This window comes from Paeniglutamicibacter sulfureus (genome assembly GCF_039535115.1).
GTDB classification, from domain to species: Bacteria; Actinomycetota; Actinomycetes; order Actinomycetales; family Micrococcaceae; genus Paeniglutamicibacter; species Paeniglutamicibacter sulfureus.
Genome location: NZ_BAAAWO010000001.1, coordinates 3,761,951 through 3,785,644, shown reverse-complemented (window position 1 = coordinate 3,785,644; position 23,694 = coordinate 3,761,951). Strand labels below are relative to the sequence as shown.

18 protein-coding genes are annotated in these 23,694 nt (G+C 66.9%); 4 read left to right on the top strand and 14 right to left on the bottom strand.

The annotated features are described in order from the left end of the window. Positions 1 to 7: 7 nt before the first annotated feature. Both ABD687_RS17155 and ABD687_RS17150 read right to left on the bottom strand, forming a co-directional pair. On the bottom strand, positions 8 to 778 hold the full coding sequence (locus tag ABD687_RS17155; protein ID WP_310289453.1) for a TIM barrel protein: 771 nt from the start codon (positions 776 to 778) through the stop codon (positions 8 to 10). Beyond that, a complete protein-coding gene (locus ABD687_RS17150; RefSeq protein WP_302262930.1) occupies positions 775 to 1,863 on the bottom strand; it encodes a Gfo/Idh/MocA family oxidoreductase in 1,089 nt (362 codons plus the stop codon). Before ABD687_RS17150 ends, ABD687_RS17155 begins: the two co-directional genes overlap by 4 nt. Before the next feature lie 116 nt (positions 1,864 to 1,979). Between ABD687_RS17150 and ABD687_RS17145 the strand changes: the two genes are divergently transcribed. Further along, complete coding sequence (locus tag ABD687_RS17145; protein WP_302262931.1) at positions 1,980 to 2,981, top strand: LacI family DNA-binding transcriptional regulator; 1,002 nt, start codon at positions 1,980 to 1,982, stop codon at positions 2,979 to 2,981. Positions 2,982 to 3,018: 37 nt separating this feature from the next. Here the strand turns inward: ABD687_RS17145 and ABD687_RS17140 are convergent, their stop codons facing one another. The 10 genes from ABD687_RS17140 to ABD687_RS17095 all read right to left on the bottom strand — a co-directional run bounded on the left by ABD687_RS17140 (position 3,019) and on the right by ABD687_RS17095 (position 15,697). Further along, positions 3,019 to 4,518, bottom strand: coding sequence for a sugar porter family MFS transporter (locus tag ABD687_RS17140; protein WP_302262932.1), 1,500 nt, complete (start codon positions 4,516 to 4,518; stop codon positions 3,019 to 3,021). A 1,043-nt stretch (positions 4,519 to 5,561) separates the two neighbouring features. Then, on the bottom strand, positions 5,562 to 6,527 hold the full coding sequence (locus ABD687_RS17135) for a sugar phosphate isomerase/epimerase family protein (RefSeq protein ID WP_302262933.1): 966 nt from the start codon (positions 6,525 to 6,527) through the stop codon (positions 5,562 to 5,564). Positions 6,528 to 6,593: 66 nt separating this feature from the next. Beyond that, positions 6,594 to 7,478, bottom strand: a complete 885-nt coding sequence (locus tag ABD687_RS17130; protein WP_302262934.1) for a sugar phosphate isomerase/epimerase family protein — start codon at positions 7,476 to 7,478, stop codon at positions 6,594 to 6,596. Positions 7,479 to 7,501: 23 nt separating this feature from the next. Beyond that, the gene (locus tag ABD687_RS17125) at positions 7,502 to 8,515 is read right to left on the bottom strand and encodes a Gfo/Idh/MocA family protein (RefSeq protein ID WP_302262935.1); all 1,014 of its coding nucleotides are present in this window, start codon (positions 8,513 to 8,515) and stop codon (positions 7,502 to 7,504) included. A gap of 68 nt (positions 8,516 to 8,583) precedes the next feature. Continuing rightward, positions 8,584 to 9,516: a sugar phosphate isomerase/epimerase family protein gene (locus tag ABD687_RS17120; protein WP_302263357.1), complete on the bottom strand. Its 933-nt coding sequence runs from the start codon at positions 9,514 to 9,516 to the stop codon at positions 8,584 to 8,586. A gap of 132 nt (positions 9,517 to 9,648) precedes the next feature. After that, positions 9,649 to 11,169: a CoA-acylating methylmalonate-semialdehyde dehydrogenase gene (locus ABD687_RS17115; protein ID WP_310289455.1), complete on the bottom strand. Its 1,521-nt coding sequence runs from the start codon at positions 11,167 to 11,169 to the stop codon at positions 9,649 to 9,651. 44 nt (positions 11,170 to 11,213) lie between these two features. Further along, a complete protein-coding gene (iolD, locus tag ABD687_RS17110) occupies positions 11,214 to 13,145 on the bottom strand; it encodes a 3D-(3,5/4)-trihydroxycyclohexane-1,2-dione acylhydrolase (decyclizing) (RefSeq protein WP_302263358.1) in 1,932 nt (643 codons plus the stop codon). Positions 13,146 to 13,175: 30 nt separating this feature from the next. Next, complete coding sequence (locus ABD687_RS17105) at positions 13,176 to 14,099, bottom strand: Cgl0159 family (beta/alpha)8-fold protein (RefSeq protein WP_302262937.1); 924 nt, start codon at positions 14,097 to 14,099, stop codon at positions 13,176 to 13,178. Further along, positions 14,096 to 15,094: a 5-dehydro-2-deoxygluconokinase gene (iolC, locus tag ABD687_RS17100; RefSeq protein WP_310289457.1), complete on the bottom strand. Its 999-nt coding sequence runs from the start codon at positions 15,092 to 15,094 to the stop codon at positions 14,096 to 14,098. Before iolC ends, ABD687_RS17105 begins: the two co-directional genes overlap by 4 nt. A gap of 186 nt (positions 15,095 to 15,280) precedes the next feature. After that, positions 15,281 to 15,697: a tautomerase family protein gene (locus ABD687_RS17095; RefSeq protein WP_310289458.1), complete on the bottom strand. Its 417-nt coding sequence runs from the start codon at positions 15,695 to 15,697 to the stop codon at positions 15,281 to 15,283. A gap of 343 nt (positions 15,698 to 16,040) precedes the next feature. On the opposite strand from ABD687_RS17095, the gene ABD687_RS17090 reads away from it, so the two are divergent. Next, a complete protein-coding gene (locus ABD687_RS17090) occupies positions 16,041 to 17,048 on the top strand; it encodes a sugar phosphate isomerase/epimerase family protein (protein WP_310289460.1) in 1,008 nt (335 codons plus the stop codon). After that, the gene (gene budC, locus ABD687_RS17085) at positions 17,045 to 17,824 is read left to right on the top strand and encodes a meso-2,3-butanediol dehydrogenase (RefSeq protein ID WP_310289462.1); all 780 of its coding nucleotides are present in this window, start codon (positions 17,045 to 17,047) and stop codon (positions 17,822 to 17,824) included. Before ABD687_RS17090 ends, budC begins: the two co-directional genes overlap by 4 nt. A 63-nt stretch (positions 17,825 to 17,887) precedes the next feature. Here budC and ABD687_RS17080 read toward each other — a convergent pair whose 3' ends face one another. After that, entirely contained in the window at positions 17,888 to 18,847 is a 960-nt protein-coding gene (locus tag ABD687_RS17080) for an ROK family protein (protein WP_310289464.1), read from the bottom strand. A gap of 140 nt (positions 18,848 to 18,987) precedes the next feature. Further along, on the bottom strand, positions 18,988 to 20,193 hold the full coding sequence (locus ABD687_RS17075) for an LOG family protein (RefSeq protein ID WP_310289466.1): 1,206 nt from the start codon (positions 20,191 to 20,193) through the stop codon (positions 18,988 to 18,990). A 104-nt stretch (positions 20,194 to 20,297) separates the two neighbouring features. Here ABD687_RS17075 and ABD687_RS17070 point away from each other — a divergent pair, with 104 nt between their 5' ends. Further along, positions 20,298 to 23,630, top strand: coding sequence for a DEAD/DEAH box helicase (locus ABD687_RS17070; protein ID WP_264268498.1), 3,333 nt, complete (start codon positions 20,298 to 20,300; stop codon positions 23,628 to 23,630). Positions 23,631 to 23,694 lie beyond the last annotated feature (64 nt).

Sequence of the window (23,694 nt, the reverse complement as noted above, 5' to 3'; positions counted from 1 at the left end):
GCCGGCTTCAGGAGAAAGCGTTCCTGAAGCCGGCAAGGGCTTCCTCCGGATCCCCGGAGGCCCAGCCCTCGAACCCCACGGGGCCCGAGTATCCCAGCGAGCGCAGCTCGGCCGCGATCGCCGGATAGTTGATCTCCCCCGTGCCAGGTTCGCAACGTCCCGGCACGTCTGCCACCTGGACCTCGCCGAGATGGGGCAGGGAATCGCGCAGCAGCTGGATGAGGTTCCCCTCCCCGATCTGTGCGTGGTAGAGGTCAAGCATCATCTTCACGTTGGGGTGCCCCACGCCGGCCACCAGCGCCAGGGTGTCCTTGGCCCTCCCCAGCGGAATCCCGGGGTGGTCCAGGATCGTATTGAGGTTCTCGAGCACGAACACCACCCCGTGTTCGGCGCCGAGGGCACCGAGCTTCTCCAGCGTGCGCGAAGCGGTCAGCCACATTTCCCCGGTGGCGCGATGGTGCGGGTTTGCCGCCTGGCCGTCGATAAGTTCCGCGGGGTGGATGACCAGCCGCTCGATGCCCAGTTCCAGGGCCGTGGGGATCAGTTCCGCCGCGGTTCGCAGCACCTCCGCGCTTCCCTCGGGGTCGATGAGGCTTCCGGCGGAGTAGCCTGTCATCGAGCCGAAGTTCGCGCCCGTCGCTTTCAGGGCCGCGAGATCCCTGGTGCGCGAATCCCACATCTCGATCCCGAAGCCCAACGCGTGGAGCTTCTCCACGCGTTCGACGAAGGGAAGATCGAGGAACACCATTTCCGCACAGACCGCCAAGTCAAGGCTCACAGGACACCGCCCGTGGTTTCGCGCTCGAGCACCACGGGCGCACCCGTGCGCACGGACTCGACACAGGCCAGGGCGATTTCCAGTGCGTCGATGGCTGCCTGCGCCCCGGGCGTGGGCACCGTCGGGGCCTCGCCAAGGCCCTTGCGCGCGGCGATGAGGCGGGCGAAGTGCGCCAGTTCGTCGCGGTAGGCCTGGGCGAAGAGCTCGGTGTTCACGCGCGTGGTGGGCGCCAGCGCCCCGGCCGCGGTGTAGCTGCCGCTGTGGAGCTGCACCGGGTTGCCGGCCACGGCCATTCCCGCGGAACCGAAGATTTCCCCGCGCACGTCGTAGCCGTAGAGGGCGCTGAAGCTGGCCTCGGCCACGGCGATCGCTCCGTTGTCGTAGCGCAGCGTCACCACTGCGGTGTCCAGCAGACCCGCCTCGCGGTAACCGGGTTCGACCAGGGCATCGGCGATGGCGCGCACCTCGGTCACCCTGGCACCCTCGTTGTACCAGTTCAGCGCGTCGAAATCGTGGATGAGGGTTTCGGTGAAGATGGTGTTGGGCTTGATGTGGCCTGCATTTGCGATGCCTTCGGCGACTCCCGGGTCGCGGGTCAGCGAGCGCATCAGCTGCACCTCGCCCAGGTCCCCGGCCTGGATACGCTTCTTGGCCTCGGCGAAGTCGGAGGCGAAGCGCCGGTTGAAGCCGATCTGGAATTCGACGCCTGCACGTTCAACGGCATCCAGGGCCGCGTGCAGTTCCTCGAGCCCGTGGCCGGCTGGCTTCTCGCAGAAGATGTGTTTTCCCGCGGCCGCAGCCTGGACTATCAGTGCCGAATGGACGGCCGAGGGTGCCGCGATGAGCACGCCGTCGATATCGGGATCCGCGAAGAGATCGGCCGGGTCGGTGGTGTGCTTGGAAATGCCCAGCTCGGCGGCCAGCGCCGCCGCGGCTCCGGGAGCCGGATCGGCCAGGGCCTCGAGCCTCACCCCGGGCAGGTGGCCTGCCAGCGTGCGGGCATGGAAAGCACCGATCCATCCGCAGCCGATGACGGCAATGCGGATGGTTTCCTTGGCCGGGGGTACTTCAAGTGAGTATGACATTGCGGGGTATCATCCTTCTATTCTAGAACGTTCTAGTTTCTGCTTTCCCGGCAACTATGCCACACTGTGAAACAATCGTCTAGATCGTTCTAGGTGAATACACGGAAGGCACCCCCATGGCCCCGAGCACCCCCACGCCCCGACGCCCCACCCTTGCGGATGTGGCCCGGGAATCCGGCGTCTCCGTGGCTCTGGCCTCGATCGTCATGCGCGGTGCCGAGGGCGCCAGCGAGGCCTCACGCACCAAGGTCAAGGCCGCCGCGCTGGCGCTTGGATACCGGCCGGATTCGCGCGCGCGTTCACTGCGCAGCCACCACAACCGGACCGTCGGCGTGGCCCTGCGGCTGGGCGAGCCCGTGCATGCCGAGCTGGCCGATGCCCTGTACGCCGAGGCCGACGCCCGGGGCTATGAGATCATCCTGGGCGCGATCGGGGGCAATCGCGACGAGCGCCGCGTCATGGATACCCTCATCGATGCGGGGGCGGAGGCCATCATCGGCATCTCCCTCACCCTCACGGCGGCACAAATGGCCCCGGTGGCCAGCCAGGTGCCGGTGGTCAGCCTGTTGCGCGGCTACCGCCAGCTGCCCTCGGTGCTCACCGACGAGGCCGCGGGAATCGACGAACTGGTGGCGCACCTGTTGCATCTCGGGCATCGCCGGCTGCTCCATCTGGATGGCGGCCCCGCCGTGGCGGCCGCCCAGCGGCGCACCGCCTTCGAGCGGGCCGTGGCCCGCGCGGCGGGCAACGTCGCCGGAACCGTGCTCGGCGCCGGACCAGACGAGGCCACCGCCTTCGACGTGTTGGACGCATACCTGCGGGAGACCGCGGCCGACCAGCGGGCCACCGCGGTGCTGGCATTCAACGACAGGGCCGCACTGGGCGTCCGCAGGGCGATCGACCTGGCCGGCCTCCGGGTGCCCGACCAGATCGCGCTGACCGGGTTCGATGACAGCGAATTCGCCCGGCTGGCCCATGCCGACCTGACCAGCGTGCGCCAGGATGTCGCCGCGCTGGCCTCGGCCGCGCTGGCCGCGGCCACGTCACCCGGCGCAGCCTCCAGCCGGCATGCCCCGCACCTGGTGGTGCGGGGCAGCAGCGCCACCTCAAAACATTGACGGACCACCGATAGGGGCGGTCCGGGTGCACCGTGACTTACGCGTTGGCTTCGGCGTCTTCCGCCCGAACGAGGTAGATCGCGCCGGTGGAGACGTCGCCCTCGAGGGCCTCGAGGGTACGGCCGCGGGTCTCCGGGACCTGGGTGGCCACGAAGAGCAGGGCGAGCACACCGATCCCGGCGAAGAGGAAGAATGAACCGGTGATCCCGATCCCCGAAACCAGCGACGGGAAGAACAGGGCCAGGAAGCCGTTGGTGGTCCAGCCGAAGAACACGGAGATGCCGATGCCCAGGCCGCGCATGTGCAGCGGGAAGATCTCGGCCAGCCACACCCACACTGCGACATTCAGGAAGGTCTGCATCGAGAAGACGAACGCAACGACGAGAACGAGGATCACGATGGGACGGGCGGCGCTGCCCTCGGGCAGCAGCATGCCGGCAACACCGACCAGCACGTGGCAAATAGTGGTCAGCGACAGACCGATCAGGAACGTCTTCCGGCGGTCCAGGCGGTCCATGTTGCGCAGGGCAATGACGCCACCGACCACGGCAACCACACCGAAGGCGATATTCGCGAGCACCGCCTGCTGGGAGGACATGCCGGACTCCTCCAGCACGCGGGTGCCGTAATACATGATCGAGTTGATGCCGGTCAGCTGCTGGGCCATGGACACGCCGATGCCGACGAGAATGATGCGCATGAGCCACTTGTTCGTCACCACGGCCTTGATGCCGATCGGTTTGTTTCCCTTATTCTCCGCGGCGGCGGTGCGCTCGACATCGTGCAGTTCGGCCAGGGCCCGTTCCGCGGGGCGCACGGTTTTCAGCACCCGCAGCGCCTCGGCGTAGCGGCGCTTCTCGACAAGCCAGCGCGGGGATTCGGGCATCCGCAGCATACCGATGAACAGTGCGACGGCCGGAACCGCACAGACGGCGAACATGATGCGCCAGATGCCATCGATGGTGCCGCCAAGGGTCGCGGCGATGATCGCATTGACGACGAACGCGGACAGCTGGCCAACGACGATGGCAAGCTCGTTGCGCCCGGTGATCGACCCGCGGATCTCGTAGGGGGCGATCTCGGCCAGGTAGACCGGGACGACGGTGGAGGCGCCGCCCACGGCAATGCCCAGCATGATTCGCCCCGCCACCAGAATGGCAAAGCCGGCCGGTGAGAACGTGCCGGGTTCCGGGCCGCCCGGGGAGAAGATCACCAGCAGTGTGCCGACGAAGAACAGCACCGCCAGCATGATGATGACCTTGCGGCGCCCCCACATGTCGGAAATCTGACCGCAGACCAGCGCGCCGAAGGCGGCGGCGAACACCAGCGAACTGATGACCACGCCGATCTGGATCAGGCTCAAGCCCAGCTCCTCGGCCATCGGCCCCTCGGCGCCGTTGGCCACGCCGGTGTCGTATCCGAACAGGAGGCCACCGAAACAGGCGACGATCGAGATCAGTCCGATTCGCTTCCGATGCGGTCCCGGCGTCAATGGGGGCAGCTTTGCCCCCGCCAAGACCTGATGCTTTTCGGACATGGGAACTCCTTTGTTGTGACCGGTTGAAGTGCGTGGGGTCGGTGGAAACTCGAGGATTCGAGGAGACCGGGAATGCGATCCGGGTGACCGGAGCATTGTGCTTCACCACCGAAGGGAGTGACGCGCTTCACGGAATCAATATGTAAGGACATTACGTCATTAGATTGTTCGATGCAATGGATCGCAAGAAATTCGCACCCAGAAAACCCCACCTCCGGGCCCCGGGATGGCCTCGGCGTCGGCGTTCAAATATGGATAACCCCTAGTGGAAGCGCGACGCCGCTTTGCCGCGGTGCAGAGCCCCGTCGAAAACGGGCAGGCAGACTTGTGCGGAGACGGCCTGGCTTCCGGCTACGGTGACCCTGACGCCCCGGTGACCGCAACGATAATCCCCATGTCGCGCACCCTCGGCGAACGCTGCGCAGCACGGCTGCGATTCGCCCTCCGGCAGCCCGGCGACCTCCCCGGCGAAGGCGCGGGCCTGGTGACCCACGGTGGCCGGTGCGCCCGGACCGGCCCCGTCCCGGTGGAGCCGGGGCGCCGGCCACGCCGATTCAGTCCGTCCGGCGATGTACTGCGGGGAGGAACCAGGGCGTTTGAAACCGGAGCGATCGGCCCCTGCCTGCCCGAACCCGGACTTGCCCCGCCGGCCGGGACCAACCGGACTTCGGGGAGCCCAGATAAATACAGGATCTTGGCCGCGCGGTACACCACGGCACGGGCAGTGCCAGCCATGCCCGCGCCGATGACGGCGACTCCGACGGAATCGCTGAGGAAACCTCGTGGATGATGTGTTGATCTTGATGTGTGGTCCGCAGGCAGGAGAGCGACCCGGCATTGGACTTGGCATGTTGCAACCGCTCCACGCTGGATTTCCAATGCCGGTGATCACGGATTTCATGGAACGGCACGCTGCCAGGGGAACGTGCAGACAAGGGGCGGGCTCTCCGATATCCATGTCCGATGCCCGGCCTGCGGGCGCGCGCATAACAAGCGATACCGGACCGCCAACGGAAACGCATTGCCTCTTGTCGCAAACCGTTCTAGACGTCGGCCGGCTGCCAGTCCGGTGCCGCACGCAGCGCCACCTTGCCCAGCAGTGCGGCCGCCCGACGTACCCCTTCCTCGGAGTTGACCAGCACGTCCTCGTGCTCGATATTCAGAGTGCCGTCATACCCGGCAGCGCGCAGCTGGTACACGAAATCGGCCCAGAAGGCCTCACCGGCCGGATGTCCCAGGCCCAGCGTCACGTAGTTCCACGCTCGATCCTGCGGCAGCGTCATGGCCGTGCCGTCGTGCAGACCGTTGGCCGCGACGATCGGCGCGTTCAGCCGCACGTCCTTGGCATGGACATGGACGATCGATCCGGCCAAGTCGCGAATCACGCTCGGGATATCGGCGCCCATGGCCATCAGGTGCGAGGGATCCAGGTTGACTCCGATTGACCCGCTGCCCACGGAATCGATCAGCCGCCGGGCGGTCGACGCGTTGTAGACCAGCTGCGCGAAGCACGGCTCGATGGCCAGTTGGACGGACTGCTCCGCGGCGAAGGACGCAAAATCCCTCCAGTACGGAATCGCGACCTGCTCCCACTGGTATTCCAAGATCGCCACGTTCTCCGGAGGCCACGAGCTGGTTACCCAGTTCGGTGAACTGTCCCCCGCCGCCGCGGGCAATCCGGACATGCACACGACGGTGGGCACCTCCATAAGTCGCGCCAGGCGGACCGTTTTGCGCAATACCGCGTCCTGCGCCGGACCCGACACCGGGTGCAGCTGGTTCCCGTTCGCGTTCAGTGCGCTGATGCGCAATCCGTGCTCGGCGACCTTGCGCAGGTAGTCCGCACGCGCCGTCTCGGAGTCCAGCAAACGGTCCAGGTCCAAGTGGGGCGCCTGGGACCAGTTGCCCGTGGGCAACTCGATCGAGCTGAGTCCCAGGTCAGCGGCGATGTCCAAGACGTCATCGAAGCCGCGTGAGGACAGCGAGTCCGTGATCATTCCTATCTCCACGGCGGAGCACCTTCCCGTTACCGTGCTTGCGTCCAGCCCTTCGGGGCCGGGCGCAAGCGGTGATGACTAGACTCGTGCGGCGTGGGCCGCGGCCACACTGCTGCGCATGGTTTGCAGCTGGTACTTGGCGACTTCCTTGGCATTGTCGTTCTCGGCAAAGACGCACGAAACCATGACGGTTTCCTCGCGCGAGGTGAAACCGTTCTCCGCCAGGCCGCCGAAGAATTCCTCCCAGTTCACGTCTCCGTCACCAATCTTCAGGTGCTGGTGCACACGGACCGCGTTCCCCGGGGGGTTGGTGATGTAGCGCAGCCCGTGCGAGGCCTGGTGGTCCATGGTGTCGGCAACGTGCACCACACGCAGCCTCTCGCCGACGGCCGCCATGATGTCCAGCGGCTGATCCTTCATGTGGAAGGTGTGTGCCGCGACGTAGGCGAAGGACAGGTTCGGGGAGTTGACCCCGCGGACCATGCGCCAGCCGGCCAGTCCTTCCTCCACGAAGTCGTCGGGGTGCGGGTCGAAGGCCACGTTGATGCCCTCGGACTCGAAGAGCGGGACAAGTTCCTCCATGGAACGGTAGAAGGCGGCCTCGGATTCCTCGGGTTGTTCCGGGCGGCCGGAGAACTCGGTGTTCATCTGGTTCACGCCCAGGTCCACGGTGATCTGGATGGCGCGCTTCCAGTAGCGCACTGCCGCCTCGCGCAGCACCGGGTCCGGGGAGGACCACTTGTGCACCGGCAGCACCGAGGCGATCTCGACGCCGGCCTTCTTGCAGGCGGCCTTCAGGTCGGAGACCAGTGCGTCGTCGGCCTTGGGGTGCGTGAAGAAGGGCAGCAGGTCCTTGTGCGGGGTCAATTGCAAATACTTGTAGCCGAGTTCGGCGGCCAGCTCCGGGAATTCCAGCAGCGAGTGTGTGTGGTGGAACGGTGTCGGGTCAAGGGCGATCTTCATGGTGTGGTTCCTAGGTGTTTCTGCTAGCTGTACAGGGCTGGCTTCTCGTTGAGTTTCACCGCGACGCGTTCGCCGGTGCGCTGGGCTTCGACACCGGCCTCGCAGCAGGCTGCGGTGGCGTAGCCGTCCCAGGCGCTGGGACCGCCGAGTTCACCGCGTGCGGCGGCGTCGACCCAGGCTTGGATCTCGGTGTCGTATGCGGCACCGAAACGCTCCTCGAAGCCGGGGGTCACCCGTCCGCCCCACTGGCCTGCGGTGCGCACATAGGGGCCCGCATCGTTGCCGATGGACACGATGCCGGTCTCGAAGGAAGCCTGGGTGGCGACCTCGTAGCCGAACTGGGCATTGACGTAGATTTCCACGTCCGCCAGCACCCCGGATTCGGTTTCGATGAGCACGTGCTGTGGGTCGTGCTGCCCTTCCGGGGCGTTCTTGGTGGCCTTGCCCAGGCGTACCTGCACCGAGGTGATTTCCTCGCCGGTGAAGAAGCGGATGGCGTCGAATTCGTGGACGACCGAGTCGTTGATCAGCATCTCGTTGGTGAAGCCGGCCGGGGTGTCGGGGTTGCGGTGCTGGTGGTGCAGCATCAGCAGTTCGCCCAGTTCGCCCGAGCGGATGAGCGTTTCCAGCTGTGCGTACTCGGCGTCGTAGCGGCGCATGAATCCGACCTGGATGCGCTTGCGGCCCAGCTTCGCCTCGGCCTGGACGATCCCCCAAGACGATGCGGCGTCGGGGGTCAGCGGCTTTTCGCAAAGGATCGGGATGTCGCGCTCCAGGGCCTTGAACAGGATGTCCTGGTGCAGGAAGCCGGGGGTGGCGATCAGGATCGCATCAACGTTCGCCGAGTCCAGTGCTGCCTGGGCGTCGGTGAGCGCCACGGCACCCTCGATCCCGGCGATGGCGGCGGAGGCCCGGGCCTCGTCGATGTCGACGACGGCGGCGACCTCAGCGCCGGAGATGCGGTGGTGCAGGCGTTGGATGTGGTCGGCGCCCATGCGTCCGGCCCCGATGACCGCTACGCGCAATGGTGAACTCATGTTAGGTGTTTCCTTGTCCTTGGGGCCCGCGGGGGCGAAGCGTGGGGGTTCGGTGGTGTTCGGTTGTTCTAGCGCACGCGGGTGCGTGAGCCGCAGGAGAGCAGGTGAGCTGCGGTGCGCTTGGCAATGGGCATCGGCACCGAGAAGTCGATGACCGGGTACATGTCCTGCTCCACGATCCCGTACACCGGCTTGTCCAGGGCCTCGACGGCCTCGATGACGGCGCGCAGGTCCGGCAGCCCGTTCGGCGGCTCGACCATGACCCCTGCCTTGTTGGCCGCCGCCCACGTCATGTTGGACTCGCGCACCTTGGCCAGCACCACCGGGTCGATCTGCTTCAGGTGCAGGTAGCCGATGCGCTCGGGGTGATTGGAAATCAGCTCAAGCGAGGACGCTCCCCCGTATTCGGCGTGCCCGGTGTCCAAGCACAGGTTGGTGAAGGCCGGATCGGTGTGCTGCAGGAAACGCTCGATGTCGTCCTGCGCGCAGACGTGGGAGTCGGCATGGGAGTGGAACTGTTGCTTCAGCCCGAAGTCCTCGGCCAGGATCTTCCCCAGCCGGTCGTGGCCCTGGAACAGGGCATCCCAGCCACCTGCGGAGAGTTGCTCGTCCTCCACGGCTTCCCCGGTGACGTCATCGCGCCACATGGCCGGGATGACCACGATGTGCTCCCCGCCCATGGCGGCGGTGAGTTCGGCGACCCGGCGGGCCGGTTCCCAGGCCTCGTCCCAAGCCGCGGCGCTGCCGTCCAGTCCGCGGTGGAAGGCGGTGAACACCGTGCCGGCACAGACGTTCAAGTCGCGGGCCGCCAGTTCGTCGGCCAGGCGGGACGGATCGGTGGGCAGGTATCCGTAAGGTCCCAGTTCGATGGTCTTGTACCCGGATTCGGCGACCTCGTCCAGGAAGCGTTCCCAGGGCGTCTGCTTCGGGTCCTCCGGGAACCATACGCCCCAGGAGTCCGGCGCGGTGCCAATGATCAACTTGTTTTTGATGTCCAGCATCATGCGGACCTTTCGTTCATGAAGCGGGGGGCTGCGAGGCAATTCGGGGTTCCGGCGGCGGGAGGCGTTTCCCGCCGCCGGTACACCCTCCCCCCAGGGGGGTGTTGGTCCCCGGGGGAGAACGGGGCGGTGCTAGTTGGAAGGGAACGCGAAGGAGGCGTTGGATTCTTCCTTGTGTTCGGGCCAGCGCTGGGTGACTGCCTTGCCGCGCGTGTAGAAGCGCACGCCGTCGGCACCGTAGATGTGGTGTTCGCCGAACAGCGAGTTCTTCCAGCCGCCGAAGGAGTGCCATGCCACCGGGACCGGCAGCGGGATGTTGACCCCGACCATGCCAACGTGGACGCGGCGCATGTAGGTGCGGGCGTCTGCGCCGTTGGAGGTGAAGATCGCCGTGCCGTTGCCGTACGGGTTGGCGTTGACGACCTCGATGGCCTCGGCCAGGGTGTTCACGCGGACGACGGCCAGGACGGGTCCGAAGACTTCCTCGGTGTAGGCGGTCATTTCGGTCTTGACCTTGTCGATGATGGTCGGGCCGACGAAGAAGCCGTTCTCGTGGTCGGCGACGACCAGGTCGCGGCCGTCGACGATGATCGCTGCTCCGGCTTCCTGCGCCTCGCCCACGATCTTTTCGATGCGGGTCTTGGAGGCGGGGGTGATGACCGGGCCCATGTCGGCCTCGGCGTCCAGGCCGTGGGAGACCTTGATGTCCTTGGCGCGGGCAACCAGCTTGTCCACCAGCACGTCCGCTGCGGGGCCGACGGCAACGGCCACGGAGATGGCCATGCAGCGCTGTCCGGCCGAGCCGAAGGCGGCGGCGGTGAGGTGGTCGGCGGCGAGTTCCATGTCGGCGTCGGGCATGATGACCGCGTGGTTCTTCGCCCCGCCCAAGGCCTGGACGCGCTTGCCGTTGGCGGTGGCCGTCTCATGGACGTACTTGGCGATGGGGGTGGAACCGACGAAGGAGATCCCGTCGATGAGCGGGTGGTGCAGCAGGCCGTCGACGGTTTCCTTGCCGCCGTGCAGCACCTGGAACACGCCGTCGGGCAGGCCGGCTTCCTTGAAGAGCCGCGCCATGAAGACCGCTGCGGAGGGGTCGCGCTCGGAGGGCTTGAGGATGAAGGCGTTGCCCGCGGCGATCGCGACCGGCGCCATCCACAGCGGGACCATGACCGGGAAGTTGAAGGGTGTGATGCCCGCGACCACGCCGAGCGGCTGGCGGAAGGAGAACACGTCGATGCCGGTGGAGACCTGGTCGGAGTATTCGCCCGTGAGCGACTGCGAGATGCCGCAGGCGTACTCAACGACCTCCAGGCCGCGGCCGATCTCGCCGGCGGCGTCGGAGAGGACCTTGCCGTGCTCGGAAGTCACGATGCGGGCCAGCTCGTCGGTGTTGGCGGCCAGCAGTTCGCGGAACTTAAAGAGCACGGCGGTGCGCTTGGCGATGGAGGCGTCCCCCCAGGAATCGGCCGCGGCGCGGGCGGCAACCACTGTTGCCTCCAGGTCCCTGGCGGAGGCCAGGGCCAGGTTGGCGGTGACCTCGCCGGTGGCCGGGTTGTACACCGGCTGGGTGTTGCTGCTGTCGCCGGTGGTTTCGGCGCCGTTGATGAAGTGCTTGATGGTGGTCACCGCGGTGGCCTGGGTGGTGGTGCTCATGTCGGCTTTCCTTCTGTGGTGGGGGGGAAGTTGGTTGGGGGGCATTAGCCCAGGTAGTTTCGCTGGCGGGCCTTGTGCCCGGAGTAGGTCTGGAAGGCGGCCCGGGTGCTCTCGAGGTCGGATTCGCCGGAGACCGGCACGTCCCACCAGGATTCGGAATCCGGGGCGTCCAGCAGCGGGTCGGATTCGACGTGGATGAGGATCGGTCCGCTGCCTTCCGGCGCCGCCTTGGCGGTGGCGATCGCCGCCGCGAGCTTGTCGATGGCGTCGGTGCCCGGTTCAATCCTGATGACGTTTACGCCCAGGGACTCGGCGTTGGTGGCCAGGTCGATCGGCAGCTTGGCCCCGGCGTCGAAGGAATGCGTTTTTGCGTCCAACTCACGGTATTGAGTGCCGAAGCGCTGGGAACCCAGGGATTCGGAGAGCGAGCCGATGGAGGCGTAGCCGTGGTTCTGGATCAGCACGGTGATCAGCTTGATCCCCTCGGCCACCGCGGTGACCAGTTCGGTGTGCATCATCAGGTAGGAGCCGTCCCCGACCATGACCACGACATCGCGGTTTTCCGCCGCGCCGCGGGACGTTTCGTCGATGACCGCGCGCTTGACGCCCAGCCCGCCGGCGATCTCGTAGCCCATGCAGGAGAACGCGTACTCCACGTGGTAGCCGTGGGCGTCCTTGATGCGCCACATCTTGTGCAGGTCCCCGGGCAGGGAACCGGCGGCGCAGATGACCACGTCGCGTTCGTCCATGGCCCCGTGGACCGCGCCGATGATCTCGTTCTGCGCCGGCAGCGGGTTGTGCCGGGTGGCGAAGGCGGTATCCACGGTGGCGTCCCAGCGTTGCTTCTCGGAAGCGACCACGGCTTCCAGGTCGGCCCCGACCCGGTACCCGCCCAGGGCGGTGTTCAGTGCCACCAAGGCCTTGCGGGCATCGGCGACGATGGGCAGCGCCGTGCCGTGCTTGTAGGCGTCCAGCGGTGCGACGTTGATGTTGATGAAGCGCAGCCCGGGGTTCTGGAACGCGGTGCGCGAGGCGGTGGTGAAGTCCTCGTAGCGGGTGCCGATGCCGATGACCAGGTCCGCCTCGGCGGCAAGCGCGTTGGCGGCGGTGGTGCCGGTGGAACCGATAGCGCCCAGGGAGTGCGGCGAGTCCCAGGCGATGGTCCCGACCCCGGCCTGCGTGTAGGCCACCGGGATGCCGGTTTTCTGCGCCAGTTCCAGCAGCGCATCCTGCGCGAAGGAGTACAGCACCCCGCCGCCGGCGACGATCAACGGACGCTTGGCGGCCTTGATTAGCTGCGCGGCGCGGGCGATGTCATCGGCCTCGGGTTCGGGGCGGCGGATCTTCCAGTCGCGTTCGGCCAGGAATTCCTCGGGCACCTCGAACACCTCGGCCTGCACGTCCTGCGGCAGGGAGATGGTCACCGCGCCGGTCTCGACCGGGTCGGTGAGCACGCGCAGCCCGTTCATCATGGCGGAGAAGAGCTGCTCGGGGCGGTTGACCCGGTCGAAGTACTTGGACAGCGGGCGGAAGGCGTCGTTGACGGTGATGTCGTAGCCGTGGGAATGCTCGAGCTGCTGGAGCACCGGGTCCGCCGCGCGGGTGGCGAAGGTGTCGGAAGGCAGCAGCAGCACCGGCAGCCTGTTGGCCGTGGCCAGTGCCGCGCCGGTGAGCAGGTTCGAGGAGCCCGGGCCGATGGAGGTGGACACCGCGTAGGTGGCGCGGCGGCGGACGTGCCGGGCGTAGCCGACGGCCTGGTGCGACTGGGCCTGCTCGTTGCGTCCCTGGTAGTAGGGCATCAGGGACGGGTCCCGCACCTGGAACTGCTTCAGCGCCTGGCCGACGCCGGCCACGTTGCCGTGCCCGAAGATGCCGAACATGCCCGGGATGAGCCGTTCGCGGTAGGCCTGCCCGCCAACGTTGTCCACGGTGTACTGCCTGCCCAGGAATTCCACGACGGCCTGGGCGACCGTCATTCTGCGTGTAGCCATTGCTTTGCGGTGCTCCTACTCGGCGGGGATGGTGGCGTGGTTCAACAGGGAAGCGGCGGTGGCCACCGCCGAGGCGACGTCGCCGTCTGCCGGGTAAAGCAGCGTGCGTCCGACCGTCAGGCCTTGGACTCCCGGCAATGCCAGTGCGGCCGCCCAGGTGGCGAACACCTCGTCGGGAGAGCCCTCGGGGTCCCCTCCCAGCAGCACGGTGGGCAACGTGGTGGCAGCCATGACGCGTTCCATGTCCGGGACCACCGGAAGCTTCATCCAGGTATAGGCGCTGGTGCCGCCAAGCCCGGAGGCGATGCCCACCGACTTGATGACGGCGTCGGGACCCAGGTCGTTGCGGACCCGCCCGTTGTGCCATTCGGAGAGGAACGGCTCAACCATGGCGATGAGCTTGCGTTCGGCCAGCTCGTCGATGGCGTGGGCGGTAGCCTCGAGTGTCACGGCGGTCGCGGGGTCGCCCAGGGCAATTCGGGTGAGCATCTTTCCGCCGTCGGCGCCGATGTCCGCCAGCGCCTGTGCGGTGTGGCCGGTGAAACGGTCGTCGAACTCGTTGACGTATCCGGAGAGCCCGCCGCGGTTCATCGAGCCGAAAACCAGCTTGTGGTCCAGCGCACCGAGCAGCAGCAGGTCATCGAGGATGTCGGGGCTTGCCAGCACGCCGTCGACCGCGGGGTTTTGCAGGGAGATCTGCAGCCTGTCGAGCAGGTCGCGGCGGTCGGCCATGGCCATCGTACGGTTGCCGACCGATAGTGCGCCGCGGGCCGGGTGGTCTGCGGCGATGATGAAGTTCTGCCTCCCGGTCCGCGCCCCCTCGTGGCGGATGCGGGTGGCAGCCGCACGGGCCACGGCTCCCGGGTCCTCCAGGCGGATGGTGGTCAGGTGCGCGTAGCGGCGCGGGTCCTCGCGGTCGATGGCCGGGTTGTTGCTCATGGGGAGACCTCGATGGTTGCCGGCCCGGGTACGGTGCGGCCGCGTTCGGCCAACAGCGCGTTGACCTCGGTTGGGGTGGGCATGTCGTCGGAGCAGGCCAGGCGGGAGGCGACAATGGCGCCTGCCGCGTTGGCGTAGTCCAGGACCTGTTCAAGGGGCCAGCCGGAGAGCAGTCCGTGGCAGAACGCACCGCCGAAGGAGTCCCCCGCGCCGAGGCCATTGACGGTCTGCACGGGAACCGGGGCAGAGACCACGCGTTCGGTGCGGGTCTTGGCCATGACGCCCTCGGGGCCGAGCTTGACCACGGCGATCTCCACGCCGGCGGCCAGCAGGCGGTCGGCCTGCTCGTCGGGGGTGCCCTCGCCGACTGCCACCGCGCATTCCTTGTCGTTGCCGATGGCGACGGTGACGTGGGGCAAGACCTTGGCGACCTGGGCGCGGGCGGCTTCCTCCGATTCCCAGAACATGGGGCGGTAGTCCAGGTCCAGGACCGTGAACTGGTTTGCCGCCAGCGTCTCGCGTGTCCTGAGCTCATGCGCGGCGATGTGGGCGCCTGCGCTTGGCTCCTGGCTGAGTCCGGTGACGGTGGACCAGAAGATCCGCGAACTGCGGATCGCATCGCCGTCCAGTTCCTCCGTGGCGATCTTCCAGTCAGGGGCGGTGGGGAATCGTCCGTAGAAGTAGAGCGGGAAGTCTTCCGGCGGCATGATGGCGCAGAAGGTGACCGGCGTCTGCAGCCCGGGGACCCGACTGACATGGCTGCGGTCAACCTGGAACTTGTCCAGCTCGCGCTCCAGGTAGCTGCCGAACTCGTCGTCACCAATCCGGGTGATGACCGCGGTACGGCGCCCGTGGCGGGCTGCGGCCACCGCCACATTGGTTGGCGAACCACCCAGGTACTTGCCGAAGCTGTTAACCTCGCCGAGGGGAACACCGATGTCGTTCGGGTAGACGTCGACGCTGATGCGTCCGATGGTGAGTACGTCGTGGGTCACGCGGATCGACGTCCTTTCTTGTCTGGTTCCTGGCTGACCGGTTGCCCATCAGCCTCGAAGATCTCTGTGCTGTGAGTCAAGCCACAGGCAATACTCTGCACCATAAACTTTGTCCTGTCAAAGGTTTGTACTGTCATATTTACAACGAGCGTAACGTGACGGACGGCGGGATCGGACCATGCGCCCTCACGGCGCCTCCCCGGCGCCGGGAACTGCCAGCTCGCCGGTGGAATACCGGGCCCGGCCAAAACCAAACGACCAGCCCTCGGCACCGTTTTCCGAGTAGCCGATGAAAACGTCCTCGCCGGCCACGCCGACGGCCCGGAGTTCGCGTGCGATCGCGGCAAACAGCGCAGCCTTGGCCTCCCCGGAGCGCCCGCGCTGGGTGAAAGCCTGGATCATCACCACCGCATCACTGCGGCCAAACCCGAGCCCGGCATCCAGGGCGACGATCTGCCCGCATGGATGCTCGGTCATGACGTGGAAGTAGTCACCCTCCGGGATGCGATACCCCTGCACCGCCGCGACATGGATCGCCCTGCTGAGCGCAGCCAACCCTGCGGGCGTGCGCCCCTCGGCGACATCAATGCGAATCATCAGCATGGGTCCGACACCTCTTTCAGTTCAAGTCCACCGACCCGCCTCGGTCCGGCGGGTCATGAAAAAACTTTGTCCTGACATACTTACAAAATCAAGACTGGATTGTCATTCACCCCGCGATCGCCCCTCCCGCATCCATGGCGGCGGGAACTTTTCCCGGTGACAACTTTGTATGGACAACGTGACCTTGTGTGGATATATTTTAGATGCGTCACGTTTTGGAGCGCTCCAAGATTGCGTGTCAGTCTCCAGCTGCCGGCGTCGCCCGCCACCGCCGCGGCGGTCATCGGCCGCTCTCCACGGACAGCTGCACGTCCTTCCCCCATCCAAGAAAGCTAGGAAAGCCATGAAACTCGGTGTCTACAACGCCATCCTGCACGACCGTTCACTACCCGAGGCGCTTGAAGCCATTGCCAAGGTTGGATTGACCGGCATTGAAATCAACACTGGAGGTTTCCTGCCGGCGGTGCACGTGCCGACGTTCGACGAGATCCTCTCCAGCGATGTTGCCCGCGACGAATACCTGGGCCTCTTCGAGGGCACCGGCGTCTCGATCGCGGGACTCAATTGCAACGGCAACCCACTGCACCCCAACCCTCTGATCGGCCACGCCCACGCCGAGGATATCCGTCGCTCCATCCGCCTGGCCGAACGCCTGGGCCAGGACCGCGTCGTCACCATGTCCGGCCTGCCCGGCGGGGAACCCGGCGCCACGACACCGAACTGGATCGTCAACGCCTGGAACTCCACGGCACTTGACGTCCTTGACTACCAAATGGGCGTGGCCGCCGACTTCTGGAAGGAAACCGACAAGCTCGCCGCCGACCACGGGGTGAAGGTGGCCCTTGAGCTCCACCCGCAGAACGTGGTCTTCAACCCGGCCGGCATCCGCGAGCTCGTCGAACGCACCGGTGCGACCCACGTAGGCGTCGAACTCGATGCCTCCCACCTCTTCTGGCAGCAGATGGATCCCGTGGCGGTAATCCGCGACCTAGGCCCGCTGGTGTTCCATGCAGCCGCCAAGGACGTTCGAGTCAACCCGTCGGCCGCCATTTACGGGGTTTTGGACAACCGCTTCCGCAAGCTCGACCCATCCGAGCCCCGCACCAACTTGGGCGGCGACGAGTGGGCCAACGAGTGGCCGAAGGATGCCGCCTGGGACTTCGTGGCGCTGGGCAAGGGACACGACACCGCGTACTGGACCGAGTTCCTGCGCGCGCTGCAGGAGGTCGATCCCGAGATGTGGGTCAATATCGAGCACGAGGACGTGTCCCTAGGTCGCATCGAGGGCCTGGAAGTGGCCTCAGCCGTACTGCGCGAAGCCAACGCCACCCTGGAGGTTTCGGTCCGTTGATCGCCTGGGCGCGCTACCCGTACGAAGGCAAGGTCGTGCTGGTCACCGGCGCCGGCTCGGGCATCGGGCGCGGCATCGCCCAGGGGTTCCTGGAGCAGGGCGCATGCGTGGCGGTGCTGGGCCGCACCACCGACTCGTTGCGCACCACTGCCCAAGACCATCCGGAAGACCGGTCCCTGGTGCTGGCCTGCGATGTCACCGATCGCTCCGAGGTCGAGCGGTCCGTTGCCGAGTTGCTGGCACGTTTCGGCCGCCTGGACATCGTCGTCAGCAATGCCGGCTGGTGCGAACCCAGCGAACTCGAGACGTTCGAGGACGATGTCTGGGCGCGGATGCACGCTGTCAACGTGGACGCATTCATCTTCCTGGCCAGGGCGGCCCTGCCGGCGTTGAAGGCCAGCCACGGCAACGTCGTGGCCGTTTCCTCGGTCTCGGGAATACGGGGGGATTGGAACCAGTTCGCCTACAACGCCACCAAGGGCGCGCTCAACGCCATGGTCCAAAGCCTGGCCCTGGATCTGGGCACCCATGGGGTGCGGGTCAATGCCGTGGCCCCTGCCTTCACCGATACGCAGCTGACCCGCCAGAGGCTGGAGGACCCGGAATTCGCCGCCCGGCTGCTGGACAGGCTGGCCCTGGATCGGCCGGCGACACCGGCGGACATCGCCCGGACAGTCTTGTTCCTGGCCAGCCCGGACGCCGGTTACATCACCGGGGCCATTATTCCCGTCGACGGCGGAACGACCGCGTCTTCGGGAACGCCTCGCCCACTTTAGGACACAATGTCCGGAGGCCGGGTTCCACGACCGCGCGGAACCCGCCTTCGGCGTTCCGGGTCTTCAGCCGCGGGGCAGCCGTGCCAGGTCAGCGGCACCGACGAGACCTGCATCCGGTCCCAGCTCGGCCCGGGCGATTTTCGCAAAGGGCCGATACCCCCGCCCGCTCAGCGCCTTTTGGTAGGCGCTGGTCGCCGTCTCGATCAGTGAGGGCGAGGCCGATCCCAGCCCTCCGCCGATGATCATGATTCCGGGGTCCAGCACAGCGGCAAGGTTCGCCAATCCCAGACCGAGCCATTCACCGGCCTCGGCGACGAGGTCGCCACATGCCGGATCTCCGGCTTCCGCCAGACGCGTGACCATTTCCCCAGTCACCGCAGAGGCGTCCCCGTTGGTTTCGGCCCGCAGCGCGTGGGCCACCGGGGAGTTGGAACCGGCCAGGGCCCGCCCCTCGCGTCCCAGCGCGTTCCCCGAGGCGTATTGTTCCCAGCACCCGCGGTTTCCGCAGGCACAGCGATGTCCGCCGGGAACCAGCGTCTGGTGTCCGAATTCCCCGGCGACGCCGAACCTGCCGCGCTGCAGCTTCCCGCCCAGGACGATGGCTCCGCCGATTCCGGTTCCCAAGGTCAGGCACAGCATTTCGTTTTCGCCACGCGCCGCACCGAAGCGGTGTTCGGCCCAGCCGGCCGCATCGGCGTCATTGCTCAACATCACGGTGCGCCCCAGTGCGTCCTCAAGTCGTGCGCGCAGGGGTTCGTTGCGCCAGGCAAGGTGGGGGCTGAAGAGCACGGTGCTCCCGCTGGAATCCATCCATCCGGCCGCGCCCACACCGACCACGGCCCGGGGCGCCTGCTCACCGAGCTTTGTCACCAACTCGACAACCGTCGCCTCAACGGCGCGTGCATCGTGGCCGGGCGTGGACCGACGGAGCCGGCCCATCACTGTGCCGTCGCGGGTCACCAGACCTGCCGCAATCTTTGTTCCACCGATATCGACGCCGATGGCTAGGTCTTCCGCTGGCATGTGCCCTCTTCGGTTTTTGCGTGTGCAACCAACCCACGGTGACAGCCCGGCGTGGCGGTCAGGAATTTGGCCGGGGACAGTCGCGGACTTGGGGAAATTATCTTTAGTATCCTACCTTTTACCGCCGCTGGCCGTGGCACTCATGCCAGTCCCCGTACGCCGGAAATCGAACCGTCGTTGAGCTCCACCAAAATGCGCACTGCCTCGGACGGCTCGTCGACCAGGAAGACCATGTCCTCCATGGCCCGACCGCGGGCCAGGTCCACCAGCAACGGGTAGGCCGGCAGCGTCCGGGTCCAATAATCGACTCCCACCAGCACCATCGGGCTGATGCTGCCGGCCGCCCCGTAAAAGTTCTCGCAGGCGTCCTGGAAGATTTCCTGCACGGTCCCCGCGGCCCCGGGCATGAACACGATTCCTCCGGAGCATTTTTCCAACAGCACCGCCTCGCGGGTGGCATTGGCGAAGTACTTGGCAATGTGGGTGGCGAACATGTTCGGTGGCTCATGGCCGTAGAACCAGGTCGGGATCCCCAGGTTCGCCAGGCCCACGGGCCAGCGTTCGCGCACGCGTGCGGCGGCCCGCGCCCAGCGGGTCACCGACGAGGCGAACCCGGGCTCGACCGCCAGCATTTCCAGCGCCTCGGCAAGGTTCTCGGTGCTGCCCGCGCCCAGGTAGGCGCCCAGGTTCGCTGCCTCCATGGCTCCGGGTCCGCCGCCGGTGGCCACGATGAACCCCGCACCGGAGAGCGCGTAGCCTAGCCGTGCCGCCGTCGCGTAACCGTCGCTGCCGCGCTGTTGCGCATGACCTCCCATGACGCCGACCAGCGGAGCATGGGCCAGTGCCCCGTCGCGGATCTGCGATTCGAGCCGCGCGCCGATGGCATGGTCGTGCAGCGTGGAGGAAAGGGCCGCGTTCAACGCGTCGTGCGCCCCGGCCCCGTAGCGGTGCGAGAGCCAGGCGTAGATCCGCGCATCCGGGACCGTTTCGTAGGACCCGGTCTCCAACCCCGCATAAAGTTCGCCTCCGGAGTACAGTTCCCCGCGATAGGGATCGAAAGGCAGGCCCGGGATCTCGGGGAAAACCAGCGCCCCTCCCCCGCGCAAGCGGCGCTCGATCTTGTCCTCGATCTCGCACCCCATGAACACCGAACCGGCGGCCCGCAGTTTTTCCAGCATCGCGCCCCGGGCACGCAGGTCAACGGATTGCACGTGCCAGCCGTGCATGGAAGCGGCCAGGCGTTTGTCGGTGAGGGCCAGAGCGGCCGCTGCGTGCCTGTCGAAATCGGCCAGCGACGCAATCTCGATGACGCGCGGGAGCGGGTGCAAGGCCGGAGTGCTGTCCATGACATCAAAGACTAGGCGAATTTCACGGCCAGGGCCCGCATTGGTCGTCCACTTCCGCCCGGTCGCGGTTCGTGCTGGGGTGCCAGACGTGAAACGATAGGAGGATGACCGAATCTGCTTTTCCCATGGTCGATGCGCGTGAAATCCTGCGTGTCGTTGGCGGTGTCTCCTTCACACGCGGCAAGGTGCTGGCCACCGACGCCGCTCTGAGCGAGTTCCTGTGGGATCCGGATCAGCAGAACCTGTCCGGGACGGTGTCCGAGGACGGCGAACCCGCTTGCGGCGTGGGCATCACGCTGGCGATGAAAAAGGGCGAGCGCGTCATCGACGACGCCACCTGCAACTGCGGCGATGCGCCCAAGTGCCGCCACGTGGCCGCCGTGCTCATTTACTCCAATTCCATGCACCTGCGGGCCAAGGACGTGGTGTACCGCAACACCGCCGTCGCGGTCCCGGCGTGGCAGCAGTCCCTGCAGCAACTGCTTGCCCCGGCCCCGGCAGCCGCCAAGTCCCTGGGCGGACCCAACTCCAAGCACCCGGTGTTGCAGATGGGCCTGCAGTTCGAGCTGCAGGACACCACGCTTTCGGCACACCAGCAGTGGGCCCCGGGTTCCGGGGTGGGGCAGTTGAAGGTGGCCTCCCGGCGCTGGCGCCTGGGCGTGCGCCCGGTGGTGCGTTCCGGGTCCGACCGCTGGGCGCGGTCGAACCTGCGCTGGAACACCATCAGCTTCAAGACCTTCGGGTTGAACCTGGATGTCGAACAGCACCGCTGGTTCTGCCAGTTCGTGCCGCTTTACCGCGCCAAGGGGGAACTCTACTTCGGCGAGGACAACGACTGGCTGTACCTCGACGAGTATTCCTCGGCACTGCTCTGGGAGTTGCTGGCCGAGGCCAGGTCCCTGGGCGTGGCGCTGGTGGGAACCCGGACGTACACCAGGATCCTGCTGGCTTCACCGGCCCAGGTGGCACTGGGCACCCGCGCGGCCGAGGATGGCCTGGCGCTGGCCCCCTCGGTGTCCCTGGGCGGGCACGGCTTCATCCTCGATGCGCACACCGCCGCCGGTTCCATCGGCAGCCACGGCGTGTACGTTGCCAACGAGGACCAGAGCGAGATCTTCCTGGGCCAGGTCCCCGGCGGGCTCAGCCATAGCGAGCTGGCCATGCTGCACCACCCCGAGACCCTGAACGTGCCGGCGGCGGAAACCGAGGAGTTCTTCTCCCGCGTCTACCCGCGGCTGGCCCGCAAGTTGCGCGTGACCAGCCCCGACGCCTCCGTCGAGTTGCCCCCGGTGTTGCCGCCCAAGCTGGTGGCCAAGATCCGCTACGGCTCGCGGGAAACCGTCGACGTGGACTGGGTCTTCGACTACAACGGCATGGTCGTGGATGCCGCAGACCGCGACACCCTGGTGGAGTCCGCCCTGGAATCGGCGGTGCTGGAGATCCTGAACCGGCACCCCGCCTTCGAGTCCTCGGTGCTCGGGCCCCGGCACTTCCAGGGCCTGGAGGTCATCGACTTCGTGCGCCGCGTGCTGCCGGAGCTCACCGAGGTCGAGGACCTGGTGCTCTCGGAGGCCGGGACCCGCCCGGAATTCCACGAACTCACCGAGGCGCCGGAGCTGGTCATCACCACGGTGGAATCGGACCGCCGCGACTGGTTCGACCTGGGCCTGCTGATCTCCATCGGCGAGCGGCAGATCCCCTTTGCCGACATCCTGCGTGCCCTGATCCAGGGACACACCAAGCTGTTGATGCCTGACCGCAGCTACTTCTCCCTGGCCGATCCGCTCTTTGACAAGCTGCGCGCCCTGGTCTCCGAGGCCGGCGGGCTGCGGGACATGAAGGACAAGGAAGCGGACATCTCGCTGACCCCCTACCAGTTCTCCATGTGGGAGGAGCTGGAGGACCTGGCCTCCCGCATCGAGGGACCCGACGCGTGGGTGGGCGCGCTGAACTCGCTGGTGAACCTGAAGACCACCGAGGTGGCCGACCTGCCCCCGACGCTGAATGCGACGCTGCGCCCCTACCAGGTGGAGGGCTTCGGCTGGCTGGCCACGCTGTGGCGCAACGGCCTGGGCGGGGTGCTGGCCGATGACATGGGCCTGGGCAAGACCCTGCAGACCCTGGCGCTGATCCTGCACGCGCACCAGGTGTGGGAGAACCCCGCGGCGTTCGAGGGCATCAGCCCCCAGGCCGGCGTGCGCGCTCCCTTCCTGGTGGTCGCCCCCACCTCGGTGGTCTCCAACTGGAAGGACGAAGCGGCGCGCTTCGCCCCGTCCCTGCGGGTCGTGGCCATCACCGACACCGAGTCGCGCGCCGCCGCCTCGCTGGCACAGTTGGCCAAGGACTACGACGTGGTCGTCACCTCCTACACGCTGCTGCGCCTGGACGACGACGCGTATGCGGACATCCCCTGGGCCGGGCTGATCCTGGACGAGGCGCAGTTCGTGAAAAACAAGGCCACCAAGGCACACCATGTGGCCAGGGACATGCCCGCCCGCTTCAAGCTGGCGATCACCGGCACGCCCATGGAGAACAACCTCATGGAGCTCTGGTCGATCTTCGCCATCGTCTCCCCCGGGCTCTTCCCCTCGGCCGTGCGCTTTGCGGAGAACTACCAGCGCCCCATCGAGCGCCAGGGACTGGCCGAGCCGCTGGTGCGCCTGCGCCGTCGGATCCGCCCGTTCATGTTGCGCAGGACCAAGGACGCGGTGGTCACCGACCTGCCGCCGAAGCAGGAACAGGTACTGCACGTGGAGCTGGGCGAGGAGCATCGCCGGGTCTACGACACGCACCTGCAGCGCGAGCGCCAGAAGGTGCTGCGCCTGGTCGATGACATGGACAAGAACCGGTTTACGATCTTCCAGTCCCTGACCCTGCTGCGCATGCTCTCGCTCGATGCCTCGCTGGTGGACCCGGAGTACGCGCACGTGCCCAGCGCCAAGCTCGATGTGCTCTTCGAACAGCTGGAGGACGTGCTGGCCGAGGGCCACCGTGCGCTGATCTTCTCCCAGTTCACCTCCTTCCTGAAGAAGGCCGCTGACCGGTTGGATGCCGCGGGGGTGCCCTACGCCTACCTGGACGGGTCCACGCGCAAGCGTGCCGAGGTCATCGACTCGTTCAAGTCCGGGGTCGCCCCGGTGTTCCTGATCTCGCTGAAGGCGGGCGGCTTCGGGCTGAACCTCACCGAGGCCGACTACTGCTTCCTGCTGGACCCGTGGTGGAACCCCGCCGCCGAGTCGCAGGCCGTGGACCGGGCGCACCGCATCGGGCAGACCCGCAACGTGATGGTCTACCGGATGGTCGCCAAGAACACCATCGAGGAAAAGGTGGTGGCGCTGCAGGACTCCAAGCGCCAGCTCATCTCCTCGGTCATGGACGAGGGCGCGGGCTTCGGCAAGGTGCTCAACGCGGACGACATCCGCGAGCTGCTGCGCTAATCCCTCCCCTTGTTTCGGGGCCACATGCCTGTTCGAGGGGACGACGCCCGCCGGGCCTGCACCA

Excerpts from the sequence above, each read along its gene's own strand:
- ABD687_RS17140 (WP_302262932.1), bottom strand. The coding sequence starts at position 4,518 with ATGTCCGAAAAGCATCAGGTCTTGGCGGGGGCAAAGCTGCCCCCATTG.
- ABD687_RS17075 (WP_310289466.1), bottom strand. The coding sequence starts at position 20,193 with ATGGACAGCACTCCGGCCTTGCACCCGCTCCCGCGCGTCATCGAGATT.
- ABD687_RS17120 (WP_302263357.1), bottom strand. The coding sequence starts at position 9,516 with ATGCTGGACATCAAAAACAAGTTGATCATTGGCACCGCGCCGGACTCC.
- ABD687_RS17095 (WP_310289458.1), bottom strand. The coding sequence starts at position 15,697 with ATGCTGATGATTCGCATTGATGTCGCCGAGGGGCGCACGCCCGCAGGG.
- ABD687_RS17115 (WP_310289455.1), bottom strand. The coding sequence starts at position 11,169 with ATGAGCACCACCACCCAGGCCACCGCGGTGACCACCATCAAGCACTTC.
- iolD (WP_302263358.1), bottom strand. The coding sequence starts at position 13,145 with ATGACGGTCGCCCAGGCCGTCGTGGAATTCCTGGGCAGGCAGTACACC.
- ABD687_RS17150 (WP_302262930.1), bottom strand. The coding sequence starts at position 1,863 with ATGTCATACTCACTTGAAGTACCCCCGGCCAAGGAAACCATCCGCATT.
- ABD687_RS17130 (WP_302262934.1), bottom strand. The coding sequence starts at position 7,478 with ATGAAGATCGCCCTTGACCCGACACCGTTCCACCACACACACTCGCTG.
- ABD687_RS17070 (WP_264268498.1), top strand. The coding sequence starts at position 20,298 with ATGACCGAATCTGCTTTTCCCATGGTCGATGCGCGTGAAATCCTGCGT.
- ABD687_RS17105 (WP_302262937.1), bottom strand. The coding sequence starts at position 14,099 with ATGAGCAACAACCCGGCCATCGACCGCGAGGACCCGCGCCGCTACGCG.
- ABD687_RS17090 (WP_310289460.1), top strand. The coding sequence starts at position 16,041 with ATGAAACTCGGTGTCTACAACGCCATCCTGCACGACCGTTCACTACCC.
- ABD687_RS17080 (WP_310289464.1), bottom strand. The coding sequence starts at position 18,847 with ATGCCAGCGGAAGACCTAGCCATCGGCGTCGATATCGGTGGAACAAAG.
- ABD687_RS17145 (WP_302262931.1), top strand. The coding sequence starts at position 1,980 with ATGGCCCCGAGCACCCCCACGCCCCGACGCCCCACCCTTGCGGATGTG.
- ABD687_RS17125 (WP_302262935.1), bottom strand. The coding sequence starts at position 8,515 with ATGAGTTCACCATTGCGCGTAGCGGTCATCGGGGCCGGACGCATGGGC.